Origin of the sequence: Hallella mizrahii, from assembly GCF_009695775.1 — a bacterium.
In the GTDB taxonomy this organism is placed as follows: Bacteria; Bacteroidota; Bacteroidia; order Bacteroidales; family Bacteroidaceae; genus Prevotella; species Prevotella mizrahii.
The window spans coordinates 33,033-57,953 of sequence record NZ_VUNG01000006.1; the positions used below are offsets into that span (position 1 = coordinate 33,033).

Below are 24,921 nucleotides of genomic sequence, written 5' to 3' on the forward strand. Positions count from 1 at the left end.
ACATCATGGCAGAATTGAAACCAGCTCGCGTGTTCGAGCAATTCGCAAAGATCAACCACATACCCCGCCCCTCGAAACACGAGGAACAAATGATCGCCTTCCTGAAGAAGTTTGGCGAGGATCACGGTTTGGAAACACTGGTCGACGAGACCGGCAACGTGCTGATCCGCAAACCGGCTACCAAAGGCTATGAGAACCGTCCTACCACGATTCTGCAAAGCCACATGGATATGGTCTGCGACAAACTCGTCGATGTGGACTTCGACTTCCATAAAGATGCCATTCAGACTTATGTCGACGGTGAGTGGCTCCATGCCAAAGGCACTACGTTGGGTGCCGACGACGGCATCGGCGATGCCATTGAGTTGGCCATCCTCGACTCCGACGACATCGAGCACGGTCCGCTGGAGTGTGTCTTCACCGTCGATGAGGAAACAAGTCTTGGCGGTGCCATCGGCATGAAACCCGGTTTCATGACCGGTAAGTATCTTGTCAACCTCGACTCTGAGGAGGAAGGTCAGATTTTCATCTCCTGTGCCGGTGGTATGTCGACAAAGGCTACCTTCCGCTTCCAGCGCGAGGATGCGCCTAAGGGCTACTTCTTCTTCGAGGGCAGTCTCAAAGGCCTCAAAGGCGGACACTCCGGCGACGACATCGAGAAGAAACGTGCCAACGCTATCAAGATCCTGGCCCGCTTCCTCTATATGGAGCAAAACAAGACTGACCTCAGACTGGCACAGTGGAACTCTGGCAAGATGCACAACGCCATCCCTCGCGACGGCAAGATCGTCTTCGCCGTTCCCGCTGACAAGAAAGAGGAGGTGAAGGCTGACTGGAACATCTTCTCCAAGGATGTTGAGGACGAGTTCCACGTTACGGATGTCAACATGGCATGGAGCCTGCAGAGTGCAGAGGCGCAGCAGGTGCTGCCCAAAGAGGTCAGCCGCAAACTGATAGCCGGACTTCAGGCTCTGGACAATGGCGTCTTCGCCATCTGCCAGGATCCGGCCCTGAACGATATGGTGGAGACTTCCAGCAATGTTGCCAGTGTGCATACCACCGACGACAGCGTCGTCTTCGTTGCCAGCCATCGCTCCAACGTAACAAGCAACCTTCGCAACATGGCCAACACGGTGCGTGCCGCCTTTGAACTGGCCGGTGCGGAAGTGGAGCAGGGCAGCGGCTACCCCGCGTGGAAGATGAACCCCAACTCCAAGATGGTGAAGGTGGCCGTCGATGCTTATAAGAAACTCTTCCATAAGGATCCCGTCGTTCGTGGCATTCATGCCGGTCTGGAGTGTGGCTTGTTCTCAGAGAAATATCCTGAGCTCGACATGGTCAGCTTCGGTCCTACGCTCCGCCACGTCCATACGCCCGACGAGTGCCTCCACATCCCCACGGTACAGATGGTGTGGGATCATCTGCTCGAAATTCTGAAGAATATTCCCGAGGAATAGTCTATGATCAGAACGTTGAAAACGACTTTGCTGCCTCTGCTGGCACTGGCCTTCCTGCTCTCGGGCTGTGGCGAGCGTCACGAGGCACGCAGTCTGGCTCGGGACTTCATGGAGGAGCACATGCCCATGCAGGACTATGAGGTGGTGCGCTGGTCGCGTCTCGACTCCACGTTCTTCGTCACGCCCGTAGCCTTAAAGGCTATGCATGCCGAGGCCGAGCACTCGAGGATCGTCATGCACCGCGTCAACTATCAGGGCTACACGCCCAAGTTGCTGTTCATGCACGGGTGGTTTGCCCATGATCGTGATACTGTCTCCCGCACGTTCTACTTCGACGACAAGCTTCAGGGCATCGTGGGAGTGAAGCGAAACTGATGACCTGCTGTCGAGACGGTATGTCTTTTTTATGCTCAATGCCCCGTCGCATCGTAACATACACGTGCCGATGCGTCGGGGCATTTGGCGTTTGATGGGTAAAAAAGGCTTGCAACCTTAGCGTATGAGAATGTGAGAGAAGCGAAAAACTGATGGCTCAAATGAAACAAATTGAAGCAGAAACTTGTAGAAATGATATCTTTTTATTATATTTGTACCCAATATACTCAAAAAGATAATTTCTAACTTAAAATCGTATTGATTATGAACATGGTTTCCGCTTTCCAGAAAGTTGTTTTTCACAACTATTGCAATTTCAACGGCCGTGCGCGTCGTCCCGAGTACTGGTGGTTTGCTCTTGACTCTTTCATCATTGGCATTGTGCTTGCTGCCATTAACGAGTGGGCGGTGTCGTCAGGTGATTTCGTTGCCATCGTGTTGACGAGTATCTTCTACTATGGCATCTCGTTGGCACTGTTGCTGCCGAGTCTCGGAGTAGCTTGGCGCCGTCTCCACGACATAGGTAAGGGTGGACAGTGGTACTGGATCTGCCTCATCCCCATCATTGGCTTCATTTGGCTCATCGTGTTGCTTTGCCAGCCGAGCGAACCGCAGGAGAACCGCTTCGGATCTGAGTTGGAAGAAGAATAAGAAATAAAAAACACAGCCCCGGAATCACTTCCAAGGCTGTGCTATCTTAATTGTGAAAAATCTAAAGATAAATTGAGCGACTCTCCGCTCAAAGTGTTATCACAATCTTAAAACCTAATAACTAAAAACCTAAATCTATTACTAACCTAAACAATCTATTAACCTTTTGACGATGCAAAGGTACTAAGTCCTTGGCAATCCCACAATTTATTTTCTACATAAAAACCGAATTTTGTTGTTTAATTGATTTATGTCAAATGCTGTGCGCGGTAACACTATAGGTAATTGTTATTAATACTTAAATCCCCAATAAATACTTTTATAAACTCTTGGCAGTAAGCGCAAAAAACACTAACTTTGTGATAGATAAAAAAAAGAAATGTAGAAGTAGTAAACGTCATTAAGTGACGTGTAACATAAGCAATAAGAAATTTTGATTTGTTTTAGTAGATTAGTTTTTAAGTAGTTTGTTTTTTGGGAATCGGTTGTCGTGAGACACCCGATTTTTTTTGTGTCTGACCACATCCTGCGTAGGTGGGGTGAGATTTGTCGGCTTTGTTATCCTTCGAAATGATATTTGTCCTTTAGCGCCTTGTAATCTTCTTGTGCCTTGTGAAGAAACTGCTGGTATTCGGCAGACTGAGGGTCGAAGGGGTGGTGCTCAAGGGCTTTGCGGATGGGGTGCCACTGCTCAAGGAAATGGAGCGTGGCAGGAGAGAAATAGGTGTCGGCCATGCGCTCGTAGATATAGCTGACAGCCTGCTCGGTGGGGTGGAGCATGTCTTGCTGATAGAATCGGTAGTCGCGGAGCTCATCGTTGACAATCTCGTAGGAAGGAAAATAGGCAACCGTCGGGTCATCAAACGTTTTGATGACCTGGTCGACAGCCAACAGCAGTGTGGCTTTGGACAGCTGACTGCCGTGATAGCCGTATTTTCGGTAGCGGATAGGACTCACGGTGAGCAGAAAACGCGTCAAGGGAAAGGAAGAGCGAATCTGTCGGATCGCCTCAGAAAGTGCATCGGCACACTGGCTGACAGTCAGCTGCTCTTCATGGAAAAGCTTTTGCGGCCGCTTCTGACAGTTATCCACGATCTCACCCGTGGCGATGAGCCGGTAGACGTGATTCGTGCCGAGCGTGAAGACAGCAGTACTTGGCTCATCAGTGCTGAAGGGCAGCTGACCGGCATCGCTAAGTCGCTTCACGGTATGGAGCACACTCACTGGATTGTACATCACACCGAAAGGATTGACCATCGCGCGGAATTTCTCTTCCTTGAACCGCTTGCCGATGTTGTCGGCAAAGCACGATCCCACGAAGAGCATCCGCTCGCAAGGATCGATCTGCCACGGTGAGGGCGAAATGGTGACGGGTGTGGTGAACTGCATGGCTGTGTTTCTTATCAAATCTTGTTGTCGGATTTTGCTTTCTCTAATATTGCCTTTAGGAACCGTGGTGTGTAGCCCAGTTTGCACTCGGCCACCTCTTCCGGCGTACCCTTGGAGAGCACCTGACCACCGCCACGTCCACCTTCCGGTCCCATGTCGATGATATAGTCGGCCAACTTGATCACGTCGAGGTTGTGCTCGATGATGATCACCGTGTTGCCACGGCTGACGAGTTTTTCCAAGACCGCCATGAGTATGCGGATGTCCTCGAAGTGCAGACCCGTTGTCGGCTCGTCGAGGATGTAGAGTGTCTTGCCTGTGTCGCGCTTGCTGAGCTCTGTAGCAAGTTTCACGCGTTGGCTCTCACCACCGGAGAGCGTCGTGGAGCTCTGTCCGAGTTTGATGTATCCGAGTCCCACGTCCTGCAGTGCTTTGATCTTAGGCAGGATGGTCGGCACGTTCTCGAAGAACTCTACGGCTTGGTTGATCGTCATGTCGAGCACGTCGGCTATGGACTTGCCTTTGTAGCGCACCTCCAGTGTCTCGCGGTTGTAGCGTTTGCCGTGGCACACCTCACAGGGTACATAGACGTTGGGCATGAAGTTCATCTCTATCGTCTTGTAGCCGTTGCCGCCGCAAGCCTCGCAGCGGCCGCCCTTGACATTGAACGAGAAGCGTCCCGGCTTATAGCCACGGATCTTAGCCTCGGGCAATTCCACAAACAGATTGCGGATGTCGCTGAACACGCCTGTGTAGGTAGCAGGGTTGGAGCGCGGTGTGCGGCCGATAGGACTTTGGTCGACGTTGACCACCTTGTCGATGTTGTCGATGCCGTCGATGCTGTCGTAGGGCATCGGCTTTTTGAGCGAACGGTAGAAGTGCTGCGAGAGGATAGGCTGCAAGGTCTCGTTGATGAGCGTGGACTTACCCGATCCCGATACACCGGTGACCACGGTCAGCGTGCCGAGCGGGAAGGAGACATCGATATGTTTCAGGTTGTTGCCCGACGCACCGTGGATGGTGATCATCTTGCCATTGCCTTTTCGGCGCTCGGCCGGAATCTCGATGGCGCGCTCACCATTGAGATACTGAGCGGTGAGCGTGTCGGTCTTGAGCATCTCTTCCGGTGTACCTTCGAAGACCTCCTCACCGCCTTTGCGTCCCGCCTTCGGTCCGATGTCGACAATCCAGTCGGCGGCGCGCATCATGTCCTCGTCGTGCTCGACGACGACGACGGTGTTGCCTTGGTCGCGCAGTTCCTTGAGCGAGTTGATGAGCCGCTCATTGTCGCGCTGGTGCAGTCCGATGCTGGGCTCGTCGAGGATATAGAGCACGTTGACGAGCTGAGAGCCGATCTGTGTAGCCAGACGTATGCGTTGGCTCTCACCGCCCGAGAGCGTTGCCGACTGGCGGTTGAGGGAGAGGTAGTTAAGCCCCACGTCGAGGAGGAACGACACGCGCGAGCGCAATTCCTTGATGATCTCGTGGGCAATGCGCTTCTTGCCTTCTTCGAGATGATCCTCGACCTGGTCGAGCCAGTCGCGCAGCAAGTCGATGTCGAGATTGCTGACCTCGCTGATGTCCTTGTCCCAGACACGATAGGCAAGGGCTTCTTTTTTCAGCCGTTTGCCATGGCAGGCGGGACACTCCTTGTCGGCCAGAAACTGTGAAGCCCATTTCTGTCCGGCTGCGCTGTCGTCGCTCTCGATGAGCGTACGCAGGTATTTCACGATGCCGTCAAAGGCCACGAAGTAGTCCGTTGAGGTGTGCACCTTGTCTTTGTCGATGCGTATCTCTTCGAGCGAGCCGTTCATCAGTTCGTCGACAGCGTCCTCGGGTATGTCCTTGAAAGGTGTCTTGAGGTTGCAGTCGTATTTGCTGAGTATCGACTCTATCTGCCAGAAGATCATCTGGTTCTTGTATTTGCCCAGTGGTGCGATGGCCCCTTGGTGGATGGAGAGAGTAGGGTCGGGTACCACCTTTTTCATGTCCACCTCGCTGACCACGCCGAGTCCTTTGCAGTGAGGACAGGCACCTTCTGGTGAGTTGAACGAGAAGATGTTCGGAGCAGGGTCGCCGTAGGACAGGCCCGTGGCGGGATCCATCAGTCGTTTGGAAAAGTTTCGGCACTCGCCCGTCTCCTTGTCGAGCATCATGATGGCACCGTCGCCCTGCCGCATGGCCGTGGCAATGGTCTGCGCCAGTCGCTCGCCGTCGTCGGGTCGGACGCGGAGCTTGTCGATGACCACCTCGATGTTATGGTTTTTGTATCGGTCGGTCTTCATGCCGCGTGCGATCTCTTTGATCTCGCCGTCCACGCGGACATAAAGGTAGCCTTTGCGGCGCAGGCTCTCGAAGAGCTCGCGGTAGTGGCCTTTGCGCTGGCGGACGAGGGGCGCAAGGATATACACTGCCTTGTCGGCATAGTCGTGGAGGATCATGTCGACGATTTTCTCCTCAGTGTATTTCACCATCTTCTGTCCGCTGAGATAGCTGTAGGCCGTACCGGCGCGTGCGTAGAGCAGTCTGAGGTAGTCGTAGATCTCCGTCGTGGTGCCCACTGTGGAGCGTGGATTCTTGTTTGTTGTTTTCTGCTCGATGCTGATTACGGGGCTCAGTCCCGTGATCTTGTCGACATCGGGTCGCTGCATGTTGCCCAGAAAATTGCGGGCGTAGGCCGAAAACGTCTCTATGTATCGGCGCTGTCCTTCAGCGTAGATGGTGTCAAAGGCCAGTGACGACTTTCCCGACCCCGAGAGTCCGGTGATCACCGTGAGTGAGCCGCGCGGAATCTTCACGTCGATGTTTTTCAGATTGTGGACGCGTGCGCCATAGACGTCGATCCATCCGTTCTGGAACTGAGGGTAGAGACTTCTGTCTTTCTTATTCATTGCTGTTGCTTGTCGTTTCTGAGTATCCGCGTAACAAGTTCACGTCACGCTTGATATGATAGTTTCGCCCGTCGGCACCTTTGGCCTTGACAAGCACGTAATAAACACCCTGCGCTACGTCCTTGCCGTGGAATTTGCCGTCCCATCCTCCTGCAGGGTCGTCCCAGGAGTATAGTTTTTGTCCCCATCGGTTGAAGATAGTGGCATGGAACTCCACGATGCTCTTGTATCCGCTCTTGGCCTGGTAGGTGTCGTTGATGCCGTCGCCGTTGGGCGAGAAGGCGTTGGGCATTTCCAGTTTGCTTTCCGCGATGGATATGGAGAGCGGTGTGCCCTCGCTCTGCCAGTAAGTATCGGTATAGGCGATGGTGTCATTGCCCTGCACAAAGGTGGCCCAGAGCTCCACGAGATGTGTGCCGGCCTTGGTGAACGTGTACTGCGTGTCGGTCTCATATCTGACGAGATAGGGATTGGAACGCTGGCCTTCGAGGTAGAAATGCCATTCATAGTGTGCGTTCCACCCTTCGGTATCGGTGGCATTGGCGTGGAAAGAGGCTGCCAGGGGAGCTTGGTCATCGGCAGAGGTCACGGTTTGCTCGTTGCCCTCGCTGTCGGTATAGGTAAACGATGGGGCGATGGCGGGTGTTGACTGTGCCAAGCTGAGCAGTGGGCAGGCCGTCAGGAGTGCGGAGATGATGATGTGAGTGATGTTCATTACGATAATCGGTTGATGCAAAGTTAGTGATTTTTATAGGAAATGAAGTGTAGATACGGATATTTTTTGTATTTTTGCAAATGATTATTCTTAGAAGTATTCATTCATACGATTATAAAAAGAAAAGATAGAAATGATTCAGCGTTTTTCAGGCAGAGCATCCCGTTGGTGGCTGCTTTTGCTGTGTCTGTTTTTTGTAGTGACGGTCCCTGCTTGTGCACAAGACACGTCCAATCATATCTATAAGGTGAAGAAGAGTGACACACTCTATGGCATCGCCCACTATCACGGCATCACCGTAGATCAGCTGATCAATGCCAATCCAGAGATGAAACTGCCGGGCTACCAGCTCCATAAGGGTGATCACCTCTATATACCTGCTCCCCAGAATGCTGCTGCTACAAGCAGCACGGTCAATACTCCCGTGACCTCAGGCACTACTTCCAAGCAGGGCAAGGTGCTGCGCGTGGGTGTGGCGCTGCCCCTGCACAATGTCGACGGCGACGGCAAGCGCATGGTCGAATACTATCGCGGCATTCTCTTGGCTTGCGACAGCCTGAAACGGGCTGGATATTCCATCGATATTCACTCTTGGAACCTCGATGCTACGGCTGATCCCACGATCATGACACACGACCCGGCAGCCGCTCAGTGCAACATCATCTTTGGTCCTCTCTATTCCGTACAGGTGCATGCGTTGGCTGAATTCTGCAAAGCACGCGACATCAAACTCGTCATACCGTTCTCCATCTCCGGTGACGACGTGACCAGCTATGCCCAGATCTTTCAGGTTTGGCAAAGCGACGACAAACTCAACAATAACGCCATCGAGGCGTTTCTCAAACGCTATAAAGACGCGCGTGTCGTGCTCATCGACTGCAACGACAAGACTTCCAAGAAGGGCAGCTTCACATTTGGCCTGCGCAACAGACTCTCCGCCCTTGGGCAGGAATATCGGGTGACGAACCTCAACAGCAGTCTGGACATGTTTGGAAAAGCCTTTGACATGAACCGCCTCAACGTGGTGGTGCTCAACACCGGGCGCTCGCCCGAGCTCAATCAGGCAATTGCCAAGCTGAGAACGCTGCGTGCCCAGCAGCATGGCTTGCGGGTGGCTCTCTTCGGCTACAACGAGTGGCTGATGTATGCACCGGGCAATGTTGATACGTTCTGCTCTTTCGATACCTGCGTGCCCTCCTATTATTATTACAACAGTATGGATCCGCGTACGAAAACTTTGGAGGCAGAATATCAGAAATGGTTCCACCAGCAGCCGATGTATGCTTATCCGCGATTCTTCCTCACTGGCTACGACCATGCACAGTTCTTCCTCCGTGGACTGGCCAAATACGGCAAAGCCTTCAAGGGTACAGTGGGACAGAGTACTTACCGGCCTTTCCAGACTCCACTCGTCTTTAAGCAGGTGGGAGACAAAGGCATGCAGAACGACAACTTCCAGCTGATCCATTTTGCAACCGGCGGTCGCATCGAGTCACTCACCTATTAACATTCGAAATCATCGCACATGAAGCACCTGCTTATACTATTTCTCTTGCTGGCTCTGCCCTGGTCGCTCTCAGCGCAGATCGGCGAGCATCGCAACACCCTGTCGGTGGGACCGACAGCGGGATGGAATATCACCAACATCAGGTTCACGCCGAAAGTAGAGCAGAAAGGCTTGGGAGGCTTTTCCGGCGGCGTAGCTCTGAGATACACCGTAGAGAAGTATTTCTCCACCATCTGCTCCATACAGTTGGAGATGAACTACGCACAGATGGGTTGGAAGGAGGATATCAAGGACATCAACGACAATCCCGTCATCAATGCCACAACGGGCGTCGCCGAAAACTACAGCCGTACCATCAACTACATCCAGGTGCCCTTCCTGGCACACCTGGCGTGGGGCAAGGAAAAGAAAGGACTCAACTTCTTTGTCAATGCCGGACCGCAGTTGGGTGTCTGCCTCAGCGAGTCGACAAAGAGCAACTTCGATTTCGACAAGCGCAACATGGCCGACCGCGTCAGCAGCGTCGTAGCCCAGGACACGATGAAGGTGGAGCACAAGTTCGACTATGGTATCGCGGCAGGTCTCGGTGTGGAGTATACCATCCCCAGGGTTGGACACTTCTTGCTTGAGGGCCGCTACTACTATGGGCTGGGAAATATCTATGGCGACACCAAACGCGACTATTTTGCGTCGAGCAACTATCAGACCATCAGCATCAGGCTGACTTATCTCTTTGATCTGAAGCACTAAAGCAAATCAGAGTCTCGTGAATTATTAACTACATAAATTTAATGCTATGTTTGAAAATCAACCCAAAGGGCTTTATGCCTTAGCCTTAGCCAACACAGGAGAGCGTTTCGGCTACTACACGATGCTGGCTATCTTCGTGCTCTTCTTGCAGGCCAACTTCGGATGGGGTGAGGGTCTGGCCGGTACGGTCTACTCCACGTTCCTCATGCTCGTCTATTTCCTACCGATCGTCGGTGGCGCCGTGGCTGACAAGATCGGCTTCGGGCGCTGTGTGACGCTCGGCATCCTTGTCATGTTCATCGGCTATCTGCTCCTCGCCGTGCCCGCCGGCAATGGCGTGGCTGCTATCGCGATGATGGCTGCCGCCTTGCTGCTGATCTCTGTCGGCACGTCGCTCTTCAAGGGCAACCTGCAGGTGATGGTCGGAAAGCTCTATGACGATCCCCGCTATGCTACCCAGCGTGACAACGGTTTCTCTATCTTCTATATGGCCATCAACATCGGTGCGCTCTTCGCTCCGACGGCTGCCGTGAAGCTCCATCAGTGGGCTATGGACTCGCTCCACGCTTCCGAGGCTTCGGCCTATCACTATGCCTTTGGCGTAGCCTGTGTGTCGCTGCTCGTCTCCATTCTCATCTATTATGGATTCCGTTGGACCTTCGCTTCGGTAGACAACACGGCCAAGAAAGCCGAGAACAAGGAAACCGTCGCCGAGAACACGGTGGCACAAGAGGAGACTCCAGAGGAGAAAGCTGATACTCACAGCCGACTCGTGGCTCTCTTCCTCGTTTTCGCTGTGGTCATCTTCTTCTGGATGGCATTCCATCAGAATGGTCTGACGCTGACCTATTTCGCGCGCGACTTCACGCAGACCTCCGCAACAGGTTGGGTGGGAATGCTCTTCGACGTGACTAATCTCGTGGCTGTCATCTTCATTGTCTATTCACTCTTTGGCCTGTTCCAAAGCAAGACGGGACGCGGTAAGATCATTTCCTTGGTCGTCATTCTGGCTGCTGTGGCTTATCTCGTCGTCCGTTATACCCATGAGGCTGGTGCCGTGAGCATCGAGGCTCCTATCTTCCAGCAGTTCAACCCGAGTTTCGTCGTGATGCTCACCCCGGTGAGCATGGGACTCTTTGGCTGGCTCGCCTCCAAACAAAAGGAGCCCTCTGCGCCTCGCAAGATTGGTTTCGGTATGCTTGTCGCCGGTTTTGCTTATATGATCATGATCTGTGCCTCTGTCGGACTGAGCTATAATCTCAATGACGCGCAGCGTGTTTCTCCTCTGTGGCTCGTGACGACCTATCTCGTGCTGACCTTTGCAGAGCTGTTGCTCTCACCGATGGGCATCTCGTTTGTCAGCAAGGTGGCTCCGAAAAAATATCAGGGTCTGATGATGGGATGCTGGTTCGGTGCCACGGCAATCGGCAACTTCCTCGTCCAGATCCCTGCTTATCTGTGGAAGGCAGTGCCACTGACGATGGTCTGGGGTGTGCTCGTCGCCCTCTGCCTTGCCAGCTTCATCTTCATTTTCTCTGTGATGAAGAAGTTGGAGAAGGTCTGCTAATAGACAGCAAGTGATTCTGCCGTAAGGCAGCTATCGTACTATACAATAAAAAGTCCCAGGCAACATGATGTTGTCTGGGACTTTTTTGTGGATGACCGGCTACGTTTTGTTGATAACATCAAAGATCCTTGAGCACATCAAGTAATTCGCTCGGGGTCAATGCTCCGTCAACCTTCTTACTCTCAAATACCATAAAGTATCTGTAGTCTCTTCCACATAGTCGCTCCCATTCTTTGCCGAGTTCTCTCTTTCGCGTCGAATCATCGTTGTCGAGGAAGTCGCCCTTTGTCTCGATGAGAACCGTCTTCCCAGATTTCATTCTGACTATGAAATCGGGATAGTGATTAATGAAGCCGTTGATGCAAAATCCATCTTGTCTCTCGGGATTGCGATGCCAGAAAAACACACTGTCAAGGTCAGCCACTGCATGAATCATTCGTTCCTCAAATCCGTTCACCTTTTCTTCTCTGGCATAGAGGCCCTTGTCAACGCCTACCAACTCTTGCTTGGCGAAAGTAACCTTATTCAAGAAAGTGTATTGTGGCTCTATGTCAATGATGCCTTTGGCAATCTGACTTTTGAATAAATTCTGGCGGTAACCAACCAAGAGATTGTTGATCTTGTCAACAATGTTGTTCTTAGCTTGATAAAGATGATCCCATAGGAACATGATCTGATCACCGTCGAAGGGACTAATGACTTTCTCCACATAAGCATTGAGCGCACTATGGGAGATAGAGTCGAGTCCACGCACAGATTCCACCTCTTTTACCAGTTTCTGTAATAATTGACGTTTTCGGCCTATGGGTGATAAATCAACAAAGTATTTCCTGATATCGTTGAGAATTTCGCTATTGTTCTTTCTCACCGGCACATAGTCGTCCTTACCACTTTTCTTAAGATCAATCGTGGTATCCTCCGGATTGCTGAAATCGAATTTGATGTTGGCATCTTGCAATTCCAAGTTGAACCCTTCGTTAAGCATGCTCTTGTCAAGCAGCATAGGGTCGTTATCATCATCACTAGATTTTTGATTAAAAATGCCGATTGGCTTTTTTACATACTTGATGAACATTGGTATGTTCATTTCAAAAGCAACATTGGAGTAGTCGTCATTTATTACGCTATACAGATTATCTCCTCCTATCGAAGCTAAAGGGTCGTGAGAAGTTTCTTGTTCTTGTTTTTCCGTCTTTTTGTCAAAATCATCACTTTGTCTCAGACTCTCCTGCTCAAATTGGTTGGTTTCGCTGTCATCATCACTTGCTGCATTAACTGATTGCTTGATGGCTTCGGCCTCATCTGGCGTCAGATGGAGCGAGCCGTCGTTCTCTTCATCTTCCTTTTGTTGATTGTCGTTTGATTCCGATCCGCCCGGCTCATTCATATCCTTCGCTTCATTCATCGTAGAGAATAAGTCTGGTGCTTCTTCTGGTTGTTGCTTTCTGATTATCTCGTCGGCTGTTACCTCGCGATAGTCCTTGCGACTATAGCCACACCTCTCCAACGACTGTATGATGCGCGTCACTGTGTCTTGAAACTCACTGCTGTTGGTGAACACATAGCTTAAGTTGAGCAGCTTTTCCGCATGGTTCTCTGTGTAGGGCAAGCGCAGGATGCGGCCCAGCACCTGCTCCACATCCACCTGACTGGTGCGGTTGGCCAGTGAGGCGAGGATATAGGCAAACGGACAGTCCCATCCTTCTTTCAGCGCATTCACCGTGATGATGTAGCGCACTTCACAATCACGCGACATCAAGTCTATGCCCTGCAGCTCGTCAATATTGGCTGTCTTGATTTTTACCTGCTCCTCGGGGATTTTGAGTTCTATGAGTTGTGCTTTTATCTTCTCGAAAGTCACGCTGTCGTCATCGTTACGTGGCTGTGACTGAAACAATACGATGGGACGGATGTAGCGTCCTCCGGCCTGCTCCATGATTTGAGCGTGGCGCTCAAGACTATTGCGCAAATGGATGGCACTGGCAATCACGTCGCCGGTGCTGTGGCGGTTTTCCACGATCACGGGCAGTTTCACCATGTTGGCCACCTTCAATTCCATGGCATCCACAAACGATATGACATTGCTGTTGTCGCGGGGTGTAGCTGTCAATTCCAGTATGAAGCGGGGTGAGAGGTTGCGGAGCATCTCCACACGCAGGTCAGCTTTGAAGTTGTGGCTTTCGTCAACAATCACCACAGGATGAAGACAGGCAAGCACTTGAATAAGGGCTGTAGGAGCCACTCCGTCTATTCTGGTAGCATTGACCTTATCGCGATATTCCAGGAAATTGCCGTTCTCCCGGTAGGCCAATGGCTTGCTTTGCTCGTCGCTTGCGTTCTTCTTGACTTTGATGTTCTCTATAAAAGAGGCCGCACTGAGCACGAGGATAGTAAGGTTGTCACGCACCTCATGCAAGTGGAGGCCTTGTCCGGCCAAAGCCGCCGTCTTGTCAATCACGTTCACCCTATGTCCGAACAAGGCATCAATGCGCTGACGATAGGGATGGTTTGTGTCTTGCAGTTTTTTCAAGGTCTGTTTCAGAATGATGTCGCTCGGTACAAACCAGCATACCACCTTGTTCACCATATCTGTCTTCTGTCGCTCCATGATGGTGCTCAGAGCATTGCAGGCAATGAACGTCTTGCCGCCGGCAGTGGGTACCTTCAGCGTCACACGCGGTGAACGGGGCACCGTGTTCACGTAAGGGCGTAATGCGTCGGTGACCCCTGCGTTAAGGTCCAGGCCTTTGTTCATCCAGTAGTTGGCGTATGCTGTTGACAGACTCTTTGAGTTGTTCAGCACGTCGATATAATCTTCCAAGTCGCGCAGGGTGCGCTGTTGATAGCTTTTCAGTTCCATAGACAAGTGTGGTTAGAATCGGTTGATGTCTCTCGGTATTTTCTTGAACACGATATTCAGCCTCCGCAGCATCTCTTGCGACAGTGAGCAGGTGTCGGCATAGATTACATAGCTGTCGGCCTTCTTCACGACTTTATCCAAAGTCTCCAGCGACAGACAAGTCTGTCGGTCTTGCTCATAGAAGAAAAAATATCCTGTGCCGTCTTTATAGTCGAGAAGATAAGGATACTCTGCGTCGCGTCGGCGTGTGAGCGGGTCGTGGGTCTCTGTGTAATAGATGTATTGTCGGATTTTCTCTTCGCCCACCTCCTCGTTGATGTTGCCGTCATCGGTGAAGAGCCGCTGCCCCAGTTCATAAAAGTCGAACTGTCCGCCCAATCCATCGCGCTGCCCTTTGATAGCCTTGCTGCCGACCACAGAGAGTGTGTTGTCAGAAAGCTGCATCTTCACGCTGTCATAGTCAGACCGAAACATCTCCATCACGTTGTTGGCCTCGCCGAGCCATCTGCCCATTTTCTTCAGTGCGGTTACAGTGAGTTTCTTGGCATAGAGCGTCTCCTTCTTTGTGCCTTGGTAGTCGTAGCCCGTCATTACCTTGCGCACGCGTCCGGCGGTGATGCGTTCGGCATAGTCCATCAGTTCCACGAGGATGGTCTTGCGCATGCCGTGGTCGCGCTTGTTCAGCCGAAGGGCGGCGTGCATGGTGGTTCCACTTCCGGCAAAGGCATCTAAGATGATACTGTCCTCATGGGTCGCTATCTGGAGAATGTGTTCCACGAGCCGTGTAGGCTTGGGCGTGTCGAATGGAGACTTGCCGCCGAAATATTCCTTCAGTTCTTTCTTTGCTTCGTCTGTATGGCCTACTTCAGTATGAAGCCAAAGATTAGTAGGCAGTTTCCCCTCTACATTACTAAGATATGTCTTTCGACGGATGCCTCCCTTTCCTCCACTTGTGAAATAGAATCTCGGCCACTGTCCCCGGTTGTACACGGCTTGTGCTTTTTCCCTTGAAACGTCGAGAGGTTCCTTCAGCATGATGGCCTTCACCTCAGGCCGCACCTGTTCCTTGGGCACGCCGCATACCTCCGCCCGGCGCCCGTCGTCGTGCAGGTCGCGCAACTCGTAGGGGCACCAGCCTTCCATATAGCTCAGCATTGCGTTTTGCTCATAGCGCCAGTGTGCCCCCTGGTAGGGATAGATCAGCTCGCCCGTAAAGGGATGTTGGATGGCATATACCATTCCCTGGTGGGTAGCGGCATCGGAAGCGAATGCGTCAGAACTTGTCCATGGCATTGTGTCGTTGTCAGGGTTCTTGTACTTGCTGTCCATCTCTTCCGTGCGCTCCAATTTGTTGGGTTGCCATCCCGGTCTCTTGCTAAAAGCCATCAGGTGCTCGGCCTCGGTGGGGATGCCCTTGGCATCGTTACGGGGCGAATATGCTTTCTGCCAAATGATGTCGCCCACGAAGCATTGCCGGCCGAATATCTCGTCCATGATAAGCCGCAGGTGGGCACATTCGTCGTCACCGATGCTGATGAAGATGGCCCCGTTGTTGGAAAGCAGCTGGCGTAGCAGCGTCAACCGCGGATACATCATACACAGCCACTTGTCGTGACGCGAGAGGTCTTCGCCCTCGGCTCCCACTACTTGATTGAGCCAACGACGTATCTGCGGGTCGTTGACATTGTCGTTATATACCCACTTCTCGTTGCCTGTGTTGTAGGGAGGATCGATATAGACACAATCTACCCTCCCCTCATACTCAGGTAGCAGAGCCTTCAGCACCTCAAGATTGTCACCATGGATAATCTTGTTCCCGCTGAATGTTTCAGAGGTGTCATCGGGCTGCTCTGCCCTGAACCCGTATTGATGTTCCAATGTACGGAAAGCCACGTCGTGGTGATGGCTCACCACCTTCTCTTTCCCAATCCACTGAAGTGTAGGCATATCTCAAATTTCGTTTGTCAATGGTTATCATTCACAAAATTACAAAATTTCCCACAAATACCAAAACAAACGATTAAAAGCTTCTTTGATTGCATAGTGCTTTCCCAATGCTATATGTGAATATTTTCTTGATATTCGCTTATATTCTTTATTCCGCGTAGCGGAGCGTTAACTCTAAAACAACTTGCACTTTTGAAGACCATAATATTCATGTCCTTCACAGATGTTCAGATAGTCTATAAAACAATAATCCCGGGCAACACGGTCGTTGTCCGGGATTACAGTATAGTGGAATAGGGTAGGGGCCCCCTTTAGTTCTTGAACGAGTGGACAGGGGCAGGAATACGTCCGCCGCGGTTGACAAGTCGCTCGGAAGAGAAGGTGTTGACCGGCATGATGGGTGCGTGTCCAAGCAATCCGCCCCATGAGATGCTGTCGCCGACACGCTTGCCAATGACTGGTATGACACGTACGGCGGTGGTCTTCTGGTTGACCATGCCGATAGCAGCTTCGTCGGCAATGATTCCCGAGATCGTGGTGGCGGGAGTGTCGCCGGGGATGGCGATCATGTCGAGTCCCACCGAGCAGACGCAGGTCATGGCTTCGAGCTTCTCGATGTTCAGTGCTCCGGCATTGACAGCGTCGATCATACCCTGATCCTCGCTGACGGGGATGAAGGCACCAGAGAGTCCGCCGACATAAGAGCTGGCCATGATGCCACCTTTCTTCACCTGGTCGTTGAGCAATGCCAAGGCAGCTGTAGTGCCCGGTGCTCCCGGCTGCTCTACGCCGATACATTTCAAGATGTCGGCTACGGAGTCTCCCACGGCTGGTGTCGGTGCCAAACTGAGGTCGATGATGCCAAATTCGGCACCCAAGCGTCGGCTGGCCTCCTGAGCCACATATTGTCCTACACGTGTAATCTTGAAAGCTGTCTTCTTGATGGTCTGGCAGAGCGTCTCGAAGTTCGCCTCACGTCCACCATTTTCACGGGCGCGGCGGTCCATCTGCTCCAATGCATATTTTACTACACCAGGACCGGAAACACCGACATTGACAACGGCGTTGCCCTCGCTTACGCCATGGAAAGCACCAGCCATGAACGGGTTGTCGTCAGGCGCATTGCAGAAAACCACGAGTTTGGCAGGACCAATGCACAGACGGTCGGCACTGGCCTCGGCAGCCTGACGCACGATTTCGCCCATGAGTTTCACAGCGTCCATGTTCAGTCCGTTCTTTGTGCTGCCCACGTTGACACTCGAGCAGACAAGGTCGGTAGTGGCCAAAGCCTGCGGAATAGATCGGATGAGCAACTCGTCGGCGGGTGTCATGCCCTTGCTGACAAGTGCGGAGAAGCCACCGAGGAAGTTGACACCCACAGCGGCGGCGGCACGGTCCAGTGTCTGGGCGATCTTCACGAAGTCGCCTGTCGTATGGCAGCAGGAGGCACCGATGAGTGAGATAGGTGTCACGCTGATGCGCTTATGTACAATGGGAATGCCGATCTCGCGCGAGATCTCTTCACCCGTGCGTACCAGGTCGTGGGCCAAAGTAGTAATCTTGTTGTATATCTTCTCGCAACATGCGTCCACACTGTCGTCAGCACAGTCCAGCAGGCTGATGCCCAAGGTGATGGTGCGCACGTCGAGATTCTCCTCTTCAACCATTCGGTTGGTCTCGAGAACTTCAGAAAGGTCTATCATTGTCTTATTCCTCCATGATTAGATGCGGTGCATCTGGTTGAAGATTTCTTCCAATTGTATCTTTGTCTGTACGCCAATGCTCTTTCCGATCTCGGTTAGCTCATTGCTTACTTGCTCAAAGGTTTTCTGTGTATCGGTTACGTCAACAATCATCATCATGTTGAAGAATCCGTCAACGATGGTTTGCGTGATATCAAGGATGTTCACCTGGTTGTCGGCGAGATAGGTGCATACTTTGGCCATGATGCCTACAGCATCCTTGCCAACTACCGTGATAATAGCTTTTGTCATGTCTTAAAATATGTTATAGATTATATATCTTGTTTGTGATAATCATGTTAGCCCCTTGCCTCCATGGACTTGGGCTCTTCGATGTAGCTGTCTTTGAATCCGAGGAAATAGAGCACGCCGTCGAGTCCAAGACTGTTGATGCTCTGCCGGGCACCGGCCTGCACGCGCGGCTTGGCGTGGAAGGCAATGCCCAGTCCGGCCTCGGTGATCATCGGCAGGTCGTTGGCTCCGTCGCCCACGGCGATCGTCTGCGCGAGGTTGACTTTCTCTACCTGTGCGATGAGCTTGAGCAGTTCTGCTTTGCGCTTGCCGTCGACAATGTCACCGACATAATGTCCGGTGAGTTTCCCGTTTTCGCCTATCTCCAACTCATTGGCATAGACATAGTCGATGCCGAACTTGCGTTGTAGGTATTCGCCGAAATAGGTGAAGCCACCGCTGAGTATTGCGATCTTGTAGCCACAGCGCTTGAGCACAGTCATCAGTCGGGGCACGCCCTCGGTGATGGGCAGATGCTCGGCAATGTCCTGCATCACGCTCACGTCGAGTCCTTTCAGCAGAGCCACGCGCTCGGTGAAACTCTCTTTGAAGTCGATCTCGCCACGCATGGCCCGCTCTGTGATTGCCTTGACCTTGTCACCGACGCCTGCCCGCTCTGCCAGTTCGTCGATACACTCGGTCTGGATGAGCGTGGAGTCCATATCAAAACAGATCAGACGGCGCATGCGGCGGTACATGTCGTCGCGCTGAAACGAGAAGTCGATACCCATGCCCTGGGAAAGCTGCATCAGCTCAGCCTGCATGCGCTGACGGTCTTCCGGTGTGCCACGAAGCGAGAACTCGATGCAAGCCCGTACGTTACGCTCGGGATGCATGATGCTTGGACGTCCCGTGAGTCGGATGATGGAGTCGATGTTCAGCCCTTGTGCTGCTACAATTTTTGCAGCCCCGGCAATGTCACGTGCTGAGAGTGAGCGTCCGATGACGGTAAGGATATAGCGGTTCTTGCCCTGGCGGCTGACCCAGTCTTCATATTCTTCGTCAGTAACCGGAGAAAAGCCAATGTTTACGCCGAGCTCGTTGGCCTTGAAAAGCAACTCTTTCATTACCTGACCCGACGACCGGTCATCGATGCGAATGAGTATGCCCAGAGAGAGCGTGGCGTGGATATCAGCCTGGCCAATATCCAGCACCGTAGCGTCGTAGTTAGCCAGTATGTTTGTGATCTGAGCCGTCAGTCCGGGGCGGTCTTGTCCCGTGACACTGATGAGTATCTGCTCTTCTTTGTCGTTTGTATGATAGTTGTTGTTGCGAATGTCGTTGTCAGTGTTATCCATGTTTACTTCATCAAACTGTTATGCTTGTTTCCCAGCGCGCCGTAGACGACTTTTTCCACGAGAGGCTTACTTGTCTCTTCTGTAAGTCCGTGGCCAAGCCGTCCATAAATAAACGGCACTTCCAAGCCTTTGATACAATAATGAGTGATATCAGCCACGAGATCCACGTTGTCAATGTCGAATTCCCCGTCAGCCTTTCCGTCAGCGTAAACCTTACGGAAAAGTTCTATCTCATCCTCGTCGAAATTCTTGCGCACTTTCTCTACTGTCCAGATGTTGCGGAAGAACTCTGCACGCAGGTTACCGTTGCGCACCACAGTTTCCTTGATCATGCTCAGGTGAGTATAGATAAGCTCCACAATCTTGTCCTGCGGACGAATCTTCTTCGCCGCAACCTCGTCGAGCTTGTCGCTCAATCGTTCCAACTCCGATTCGATCACCGCATAGTAGACATCCTCCTTGCGGTTGAAATAAGTATAAAGCGTGCGGCGGCCTTTGCCCGAGGCCACGGCAATGTCATTCATCGTCGTGCCGGCAAGTCCGTTCTTGGCGAAGAGCTGTCTCGCCACATCCACTAATTTCTGCCTTGTCTTTGAGATTGACATGTTATTTCTGCTGTTTCGTGCGTTCTGATGTTGCACATTTATAATCTATGTGCAAAAATAACTGATTTTTCTGAGATAGCAAAATAGTAAGAGCGATTTATTATTCTTTGCCTTATTTTCTTATCATTTTGTTTTTCCACAGCCTCCTTTCGGCAGGGCTTGCGTCACTATTCTGCAATACAGACAGCAAGACCATTCTGCCATATATATAATAATGTGTACCATTCTTTGATAATCACGTGTACCGCTCTAATTCTTCTCTATTGTATCGTTATTTGTTAATAAGTGATAATTATAAGCAGATTCTCTCAGAAATATTTGGAGGTTTCAGATAATCGTCGTACCTTTGCAGTCGCAATTGAGAAACAAACATATTCTCAATCAGTTTACATCGCGGAGTGGAGCAGTTGGTAGCTCGCCAGGCTCATAACCTGGAGGTCGCACGTTCGAGTCCTGCCTCCGCAACAATAACGTCCGAAGTCGTTGACAATCAACACTTCGGACGTTTTTCGGTTTATATGCCGGACAGTTTTCAGACGACACTTTTCAGTGGCATTGGTTGCGGAGAGCGAACAATGTAAAAAATGTCTCACTTAGACAAAGAGCTTATTTCATCAAAATGTATTGTACAGTTTACCCTTCCGAGGCTTCACAAGGGTAAGCAGTGGTATGTTGACTTCTTCGCCTACGACCCGGCAAGGGACAAAAAATAGTATGTGGCGGATAAATGGTTCGCATCACTGACCTGCTGACCTTGTTGTTCGGTAAAGGTGAGCGTGGTCTCTTCTTGTCCTACAAGTGCGGTCATTGCCGTTATGACCGCTGTAATCCATTGTGGTTTCGTTTTGTGACAGGCATGCTTGATAGTTTTATTTACGAATTCGAGATTCGGTTCAAAATTACGCAAAAATATAGAACCATGAAATAGACAGGCGAATGTCATTTCCCTATAAAATAAAGCGCCGGGAAAGCACTTTTGCTTTTCCGGCGCTTGTTGTCTTCACGCAGAAAAAGGATTATTCCCAAAGTTTATCGTTGTCGGTGCTGAACATCGAATTGGATTTGCTGCCGGCCTCTTCTTCATTGTCAGCTTCTGGCACATTTTTGGCATCTGTTTTAATGGAATCGGAACCGGCCAAGATTGTTTTTTGCTTTTGGAGACTTTAGATTGCTGTTGATGTTCTCGCGGCTATTTTTTCTCACGGATACCTGCTCTCACAATGCTATTGCTTTAGAGTCTCGCATCCGTGTAGATCTGTGAACTCTGTGAGAAATAAGTAACTCTGTGAGAATGGTCACACAGATCTCTACAAATATATCTACTTGATTTGTTGATGATCCCTTCATGGGCATGGGACGTCCTATCCACGAGCTATTTTTTAAATTCTTCGCTACGCAAAGAAGATAGGGTTTAACAGCAAAACGATTCTCAAAACTGTTATATTCTATACAATACAATAGCACCTGATGTTCATGAATAATACTCGTTGACTCTATCTATCAGGACCAATTCTATAATTCTCAAATTCTTGAGGATAAATCTTCTTGATTCCTTTGCATGAGTCTTGCAAAATCGTTAACTTTGCAATATCGGTTATTACTTTGTTACAAAAAGGAGATTCTACTATGAAGAAAAGACCATTCCGATTTTTTCCATTGGCTTTTGCTGCCTTCTTCGCGATGTCAGCGCAGGCTGAGGAACATCCGCTGTGGCTGCGGCATTGCGCCATCTCGCCCGACGGTGCGCAGATTGCCTTCTGTTATAAAGGCGACATCTTCACGGTGCCTGCCGCTGGTGGACAGGCACGACAATTGACCTCAAACGCTGCCTACGACGGCAATCCCGTCTGGAGTCCTGATGGACAGTTGATCGCATTTATGTCCAACCGTCAGGGGAGCATGGACATCTATGTCATGAATAAAGAAGGAGGCACGCCCAAACGACTGACAACGGACAGCGGCGATGAGACGCCAATTTCCTGGCTTGACAACAGTCACGTGCTCTTCTCGGCGGCACTGTGGGATGAACCGAAGTCCATCATCTTCCCGTCGAAGCAATTTCCGCAGGTCTATGAAGTCGACGTCAACGGCTCACGACCGGTGAAGTTCTCCGACATCACCATGGAAGACATGAGCCTCAACGCCAAAGGACAAATCCTTTATCACGACAAGAAAGGCTATGAGGACACGTGGCGGAAACATCATACTTCCCCCATCACACGTGACATCTGGCTCGACGACAATGGTAAATTCACGAAACTGACGTCGTTCAAGGGCGAGGACCGCAACCCGGTGTGGAACAGCCAGGGCGATGGCTTTTGGTATTTGTCCGAACAGGACGGTACGTTCAACGTCTATCAGCGCACTTTGAATGGCAATCAAGCAGTGCAGCTGACCCATTTCGCAGGCAATCCGGTGCGTTTCCTCTCAGCGTCGGGAAACGGCAAGCTCTGCTTCTCACAGAACGGTGAGCTGTATACGCTTCTTCCCGGGCAGCAACCGCGGAAGGTCAACGTCTCGATCGTCGCCGACACTAACGACAAGGAGCTACTGCGCCGTACGCTGACGGGGGGAGCCACGGAGTTTTGTCTCTCACCTTCGGGCAAGGAGATAGCCTTTGTCGATCATGGCGATGTCTTCGTTACCTCCACAGACTATAAGACGACAAAACAGATTACAGATACCCCCGAGCAAGAACGCAACATCTGTTTTTCCCCCGACGGACGTTCGCTCGTCTACGCTTCTGAGCGCAACGGACTTTGGCAGGTGTATCGGACAAAGATCAAGGATGACAAGGAAAAACTCTTTACCTATGCCGGAGACCTTACGGAGGAGCAACTCGTGAAGAGCAACCGGACTTCGTTCTTGCCAAAGTTCAGTCCCGACGGCAAGACGGTGGCGTTTGTCGAAGACCGTGGCACGCTGAAGACCATCGATGTGAAGAGCCACAACGTCAAGACACTGATGGACGGAAAATATATCTTCTCTTACTCTGATGGCGACATCGACTATCAGTGGAGTCCCGACTCCCGTTGGATCATCACTAACTATATCGGCAAGGGCGGATGGAACAATGCCGACGTGGCTCTGGTGCCGGCTGACGGTTCGCAAAAGATCGTGGATCTCACGGAAAGCGGATACAACGACGGGGCGGCACGCTGGGCTTTGGGTGGTAAAGCCATCGCCTTCGCATCCGATCGTGCCGGGTATCGCAGTCATGGCAGTTGGGGTGCTGAACAGGATGTCTATCTGATGTTTCTGGATTTGGATGCTTACGAGCAGTTCCAAATGAATAAAGAAGAGAAGGAACGCTTCGATGAAGCACAGAAGGAGAAGAAAAAGGAAGAAGACAAGGATAAGGATAAGAAGAAAAACAGAAAAGGCAAAAAAACACAGAAAAATGACCAAAAGGATGCCAAAGCAACCCCTTTGCGCTTTGACACGGAAAACTGTCGTGACCGCATCGTGCGGCTGACGGTCAACTCGACGGATCTTGGTGACTTCATTCTTTCGCCCGGCGGTGATACGCTCTACTATGAGGCACGCTATGAGGATGGCTATGATCTTTGGAAACACGAGATGAGGGAAGGAAAAACCACGCTCGTAATGAAAAAAGTCAATGGCGGATACCTGCAGGCCGACAGTACCTTCAAGCATCTTTTCGCCATGAGTGATGGTAAAATCAAAAAGATAGATCTGGCAAAGAGTGAAATCAAGAACGTGGAGTTTGAGGCGCGCTTCAATGATAAACCTTATCAGGAACGCCGCTATCTGTTTGACCATATCTGGCAACAAGTGAAGGATAAGTTCTATGATCCCAAGCTTCATGGCATCGACTGGCAAGGCTATCGCGACAACTATGCCCGCTTCCTGCCGCATATCAACAATAATTACGACTTCAGTGAGATGGTCTCGGAGATGCTCGGTGAGCTTAATGCCTCGCACACAGGCTGCCGTTACTATCCCAGCGGCCCTTCGTTGCAGACGGCTGAACTGGGACTGCTCTATGACAGTCACTATCGTGGAGATGGGCTGAAGGTGGCTGAGGTGATCAAGCGTGGTCCTTTTGCCGTGAGAAATACGGGGGTCACAGCGGGATGTATCATCGAGAAAATCGATGGGCAACGGATTCTCCGTGACTCGGATTATACTTCCCTGATGGACGGGCGGGCCGGTAAGGAACTGCGCGTGAGCGTTTATAATCCTAAGAATGGCAAACACTTCGACGTACAGGTGCGGCCGATCTCGCGCGAGGCACAACGTGAACTGCTCTATAAGCGATGGGTGGATCACAACCGTGAACTGGTCGACTCGCTGTCACATGGGCAGCTGGCTTACGTGCATGTCAAGGCAATGGACAGCGAGAGCTTCCGCACGGTATTCAGCGAACTGCTCAGTGACAAAAACCGCAACCGCAAGGCTGCCATCATCGATGAGCGGCACAATGGAGGAGGATGGCTCCACGACGATCTCTGCACGCTGCTCAGTGGGAAGGAATACCAGGAGTTTATCGCTCACGGCAAATATATAGGGCGTGACCCTTGGAATAAGTGGGTGAAGCCTTCCTGTGTGATGATCTGCGAGGACGACTATAGCAATGGTCACGGATTCCCCTTTGTATATAAGACCTTAGGCATTGGTAAACTCATCGGCGCGCCGGTGGCAGGTACGATGACGGCTGTCTGGTGGGAGACGTTGATGGACCGTAGCCTCGTCTTCGGCATTCCACAGGTAGGCTGCCGGGATATGAATGGGCAATATGGTGAGAACCATCAACTCGATCCCGATGTGGAAGTCTATAACACCCCTGAAGACTATCTCAACGGAGACGATGAACAGCTTGAGAAAGCTGTGGCGACAATGATGAAATAAAGGT

At 51.3% G+C, this 24,921-nt stretch carries 17 protein-coding genes and 1 tRNA gene; 8 read left to right on the forward strand and 10 right to left on the reverse strand.

All coding sequences use genetic code 11. The features are described from left to right. The first annotated feature begins 5 nt into the window (after positions 1 to 5). The 3 genes from FYJ73_RS04130 to FYJ73_RS04140 all read left to right on the forward strand — a co-directional run bounded on the left by FYJ73_RS04130 (position 6) and on the right by FYJ73_RS04140 (position 2,483). The gene (locus FYJ73_RS04130) at positions 6 to 1,457 is read left to right on the forward strand and encodes an aminoacyl-histidine dipeptidase (protein ID WP_154533447.1); all 1,452 of its coding nucleotides are present in this window, start codon (positions 6 to 8) and stop codon (positions 1,455 to 1,457) included. Between the two features lie 3 nt (positions 1,458 to 1,460). Next, positions 1,461 to 1,832 (forward strand): hypothetical protein, encoded by a 372-nt coding sequence (locus FYJ73_RS04135; protein WP_154533448.1) that lies wholly within the window; start codon positions 1,461 to 1,463, stop codon positions 1,830 to 1,832. Between the two features lie 264 nt (positions 1,833 to 2,096). Next, on the forward strand, positions 2,097 to 2,483 hold the full coding sequence (locus FYJ73_RS04140) for a DUF805 domain-containing protein (RefSeq protein WP_235899222.1): 387 nt from the start codon (positions 2,097 to 2,099) through the stop codon (positions 2,481 to 2,483). A 558-nt stretch (positions 2,484 to 3,041) separates the two neighbouring features. Here the strand turns inward: FYJ73_RS04140 and FYJ73_RS04145 are convergent. From FYJ73_RS04145 to FYJ73_RS04155, 3 genes are read right to left on the reverse strand one after another with little or no spacing between them, the layout of a single operon-like run. Next, positions 3,042 to 3,872 (reverse strand): GSCFA domain-containing protein, encoded by an 831-nt coding sequence (locus FYJ73_RS04145; protein WP_154533524.1) that lies wholly within the window; start codon positions 3,870 to 3,872, stop codon positions 3,042 to 3,044. Between the two features lie 14 nt (positions 3,873 to 3,886). Then, positions 3,887 to 6,763: an excinuclease ABC subunit UvrA gene (gene uvrA, locus FYJ73_RS04150; protein WP_154533449.1), complete on the reverse strand. Its 2,877-nt coding sequence runs from the start codon at positions 6,761 to 6,763 to the stop codon at positions 3,887 to 3,889. Beyond that, on the reverse strand, positions 6,756 to 7,478 hold the full coding sequence (locus tag FYJ73_RS04155) for a T9SS type B sorting domain-containing protein (RefSeq protein ID WP_154533450.1): 723 nt from the start codon (positions 7,476 to 7,478) through the stop codon (positions 6,756 to 6,758). Before FYJ73_RS04155 ends, uvrA begins: the two co-directional genes overlap by 8 nt. A 133-nt stretch (positions 7,479 to 7,611) precedes the next feature. Between FYJ73_RS04155 and FYJ73_RS04160 the strand changes: the two genes are divergently transcribed. Genes FYJ73_RS04160 through FYJ73_RS04170 form a run of 3 tightly spaced genes read left to right on the forward strand, consistent with a single transcriptional unit; the run spans position 7,612 to position 11,302 of the window. Next, positions 7,612 to 8,985: a LysM peptidoglycan-binding domain-containing protein gene (locus FYJ73_RS04160; protein ID WP_154533451.1), complete on the forward strand. Its 1,374-nt coding sequence runs from the start codon at positions 7,612 to 7,614 to the stop codon at positions 8,983 to 8,985. Positions 8,986 to 9,003: 18 nt separating this feature from the next. Beyond that, positions 9,004 to 9,735: a porin family protein gene (locus FYJ73_RS04165; RefSeq protein ID WP_154533452.1), complete on the forward strand. Its 732-nt coding sequence runs from the start codon at positions 9,004 to 9,006 to the stop codon at positions 9,733 to 9,735. A gap of 46 nt (positions 9,736 to 9,781) precedes the next feature. Then, positions 9,782 to 11,302, forward strand: coding sequence for a peptide MFS transporter (locus tag FYJ73_RS04170; RefSeq protein ID WP_154533453.1), 1,521 nt, complete (start codon positions 9,782 to 9,784; stop codon positions 11,300 to 11,302). Between the two features lie 118 nt (positions 11,303 to 11,420). Here FYJ73_RS04170 and FYJ73_RS04175 read toward each other — a convergent pair whose 3' ends face one another. The 6 genes from FYJ73_RS04175 to FYJ73_RS04200 all read right to left on the reverse strand — a co-directional run bounded on the left by FYJ73_RS04175 (position 11,421) and on the right by FYJ73_RS04200 (position 20,045). Continuing rightward, positions 11,421 to 14,162 (reverse strand): DEAD/DEAH box helicase, encoded by a 2,742-nt coding sequence (locus tag FYJ73_RS04175; RefSeq protein WP_154533454.1) that lies wholly within the window; start codon positions 14,160 to 14,162, stop codon positions 11,421 to 11,423. Between the two features lie 12 nt (positions 14,163 to 14,174). Further along, positions 14,175 to 16,109, reverse strand: coding sequence for a site-specific DNA-methyltransferase (locus FYJ73_RS04180; protein ID WP_154533455.1), 1,935 nt, complete (start codon positions 16,107 to 16,109; stop codon positions 14,175 to 14,177). Between the two features lie 311 nt (positions 16,110 to 16,420). Then, the gene (locus tag FYJ73_RS04185; RefSeq protein WP_154533456.1) at positions 16,421 to 17,812 is read right to left on the reverse strand and encodes a PFL family protein; all 1,392 of its coding nucleotides are present in this window, start codon (positions 17,810 to 17,812) and stop codon (positions 16,421 to 16,423) included. 18 nt (positions 17,813 to 17,830) lie between these two features. Continuing rightward, entirely contained in the window at positions 17,831 to 18,103 is a 273-nt protein-coding gene (locus FYJ73_RS04190; protein WP_154533457.1) for an ACT domain-containing protein, read from the reverse strand. A gap of 47 nt (positions 18,104 to 18,150) precedes the next feature. Next, complete coding sequence (gene serB / locus FYJ73_RS04195; protein ID WP_154533458.1) at positions 18,151 to 19,440, reverse strand: phosphoserine phosphatase SerB; 1,290 nt, start codon at positions 19,438 to 19,440, stop codon at positions 18,151 to 18,153. Between the two features lie 2 nt (positions 19,441 to 19,442). Continuing rightward, positions 19,443 to 20,045 (reverse strand): TetR/AcrR family transcriptional regulator, encoded by a 603-nt coding sequence (locus FYJ73_RS04200; protein ID WP_154533459.1) that lies wholly within the window; start codon positions 20,043 to 20,045, stop codon positions 19,443 to 19,445. Between the two features lie 392 nt (positions 20,046 to 20,437). On the opposite strand from FYJ73_RS04200, the gene FYJ73_RS04205 reads away from it, so the two are divergent. Beyond that, positions 20,438 to 20,510: transfer RNA gene (locus FYJ73_RS04205), tRNA-Met, on the forward strand. 551 nt (positions 20,511 to 21,061) lie between these two features. Here FYJ73_RS04205 and FYJ73_RS16125 read toward each other — a convergent pair. Then, a complete protein-coding gene (locus FYJ73_RS16125; protein WP_262885115.1) occupies positions 21,062 to 21,184 on the reverse strand; it encodes a hypothetical protein in 123 nt (40 codons plus the stop codon). A 487-nt stretch (positions 21,185 to 21,671) separates the two neighbouring features. Between FYJ73_RS16125 and FYJ73_RS04210 the strand changes: the two genes are divergently transcribed. Continuing rightward, a complete protein-coding gene (locus FYJ73_RS04210; protein WP_206081682.1) occupies positions 21,672 to 24,917 on the forward strand; it encodes a S41 family peptidase in 3,246 nt (1,081 codons plus the stop codon). The last annotated feature ends 4 nt before the right edge of the window (positions 24,918 to 24,921 follow it).

Excerpts from the sequence above, each read along its gene's own strand:
- FYJ73_RS04210 (WP_206081682.1), top strand. The coding sequence starts at position 21,672 with ATGAAGAAAAGACCATTCCGATTTTTTCCATTGGCTTTTGCTGCCTTC.
- FYJ73_RS04135 (WP_154533448.1), top strand. The coding sequence starts at position 1,461 with ATGATCAGAACGTTGAAAACGACTTTGCTGCCTCTGCTGGCACTGGCC.
- FYJ73_RS04180 (WP_154533455.1), bottom strand. The coding sequence starts at position 16,109 with ATGCCTACACTTCAGTGGATTGGGAAAGAGAAGGTGGTGAGCCATCAC.
- FYJ73_RS04145 (WP_154533524.1), bottom strand. The coding sequence starts at position 3,872 with ATGCAGTTCACCACACCCGTCACCATTTCGCCCTCACCGTGGCAGATC.
- uvrA (WP_154533449.1), bottom strand. The coding sequence starts at position 6,763 with ATGAATAAGAAAGACAGAAGTCTCTACCCTCAGTTCCAGAACGGATGG.
- FYJ73_RS04190 (WP_154533457.1), bottom strand. The coding sequence starts at position 18,103 with ATGACAAAAGCTATTATCACGGTAGTTGGCAAGGATGCTGTAGGCATC.
- FYJ73_RS04165 (WP_154533452.1), top strand. The coding sequence starts at position 9,004 with ATGAAGCACCTGCTTATACTATTTCTCTTGCTGGCTCTGCCCTGGTCG.
- serB (WP_154533458.1), bottom strand. The coding sequence starts at position 19,440 with ATGGATAACACTGACAACGACATTCGCAACAACAACTATCATACAAAC.
- FYJ73_RS04175 (WP_154533454.1), bottom strand. The coding sequence starts at position 14,162 with ATGGAACTGAAAAGCTATCAACAGCGCACCCTGCGCGACTTGGAAGAT.
- FYJ73_RS04160 (WP_154533451.1), top strand. The coding sequence starts at position 7,612 with ATGATTCAGCGTTTTTCAGGCAGAGCATCCCGTTGGTGGCTGCTTTTG.
- FYJ73_RS04170 (WP_154533453.1), top strand. The coding sequence starts at position 9,782 with ATGTTTGAAAATCAACCCAAAGGGCTTTATGCCTTAGCCTTAGCCAAC.
- FYJ73_RS04140 (WP_235899222.1), top strand. The coding sequence starts at position 2,097 with ATGAACATGGTTTCCGCTTTCCAGAAAGTTGTTTTTCACAACTATTGC.
- FYJ73_RS04200 (WP_154533459.1), bottom strand. The coding sequence starts at position 20,045 with ATGTCAATCTCAAAGACAAGGCAGAAATTAGTGGATGTGGCGAGACAG.
- FYJ73_RS04155 (WP_154533450.1), bottom strand. The coding sequence starts at position 7,478 with ATGAACATCACTCACATCATCATCTCCGCACTCCTGACGGCCTGCCCA.
- FYJ73_RS04130 (WP_154533447.1), top strand. The coding sequence starts at position 6 with ATGGCAGAATTGAAACCAGCTCGCGTGTTCGAGCAATTCGCAAAGATC.
- FYJ73_RS04185 (WP_154533456.1), bottom strand. The coding sequence starts at position 17,812 with ATGATAGACCTTTCTGAAGTTCTCGAGACCAACCGAATGGTTGAAGAG.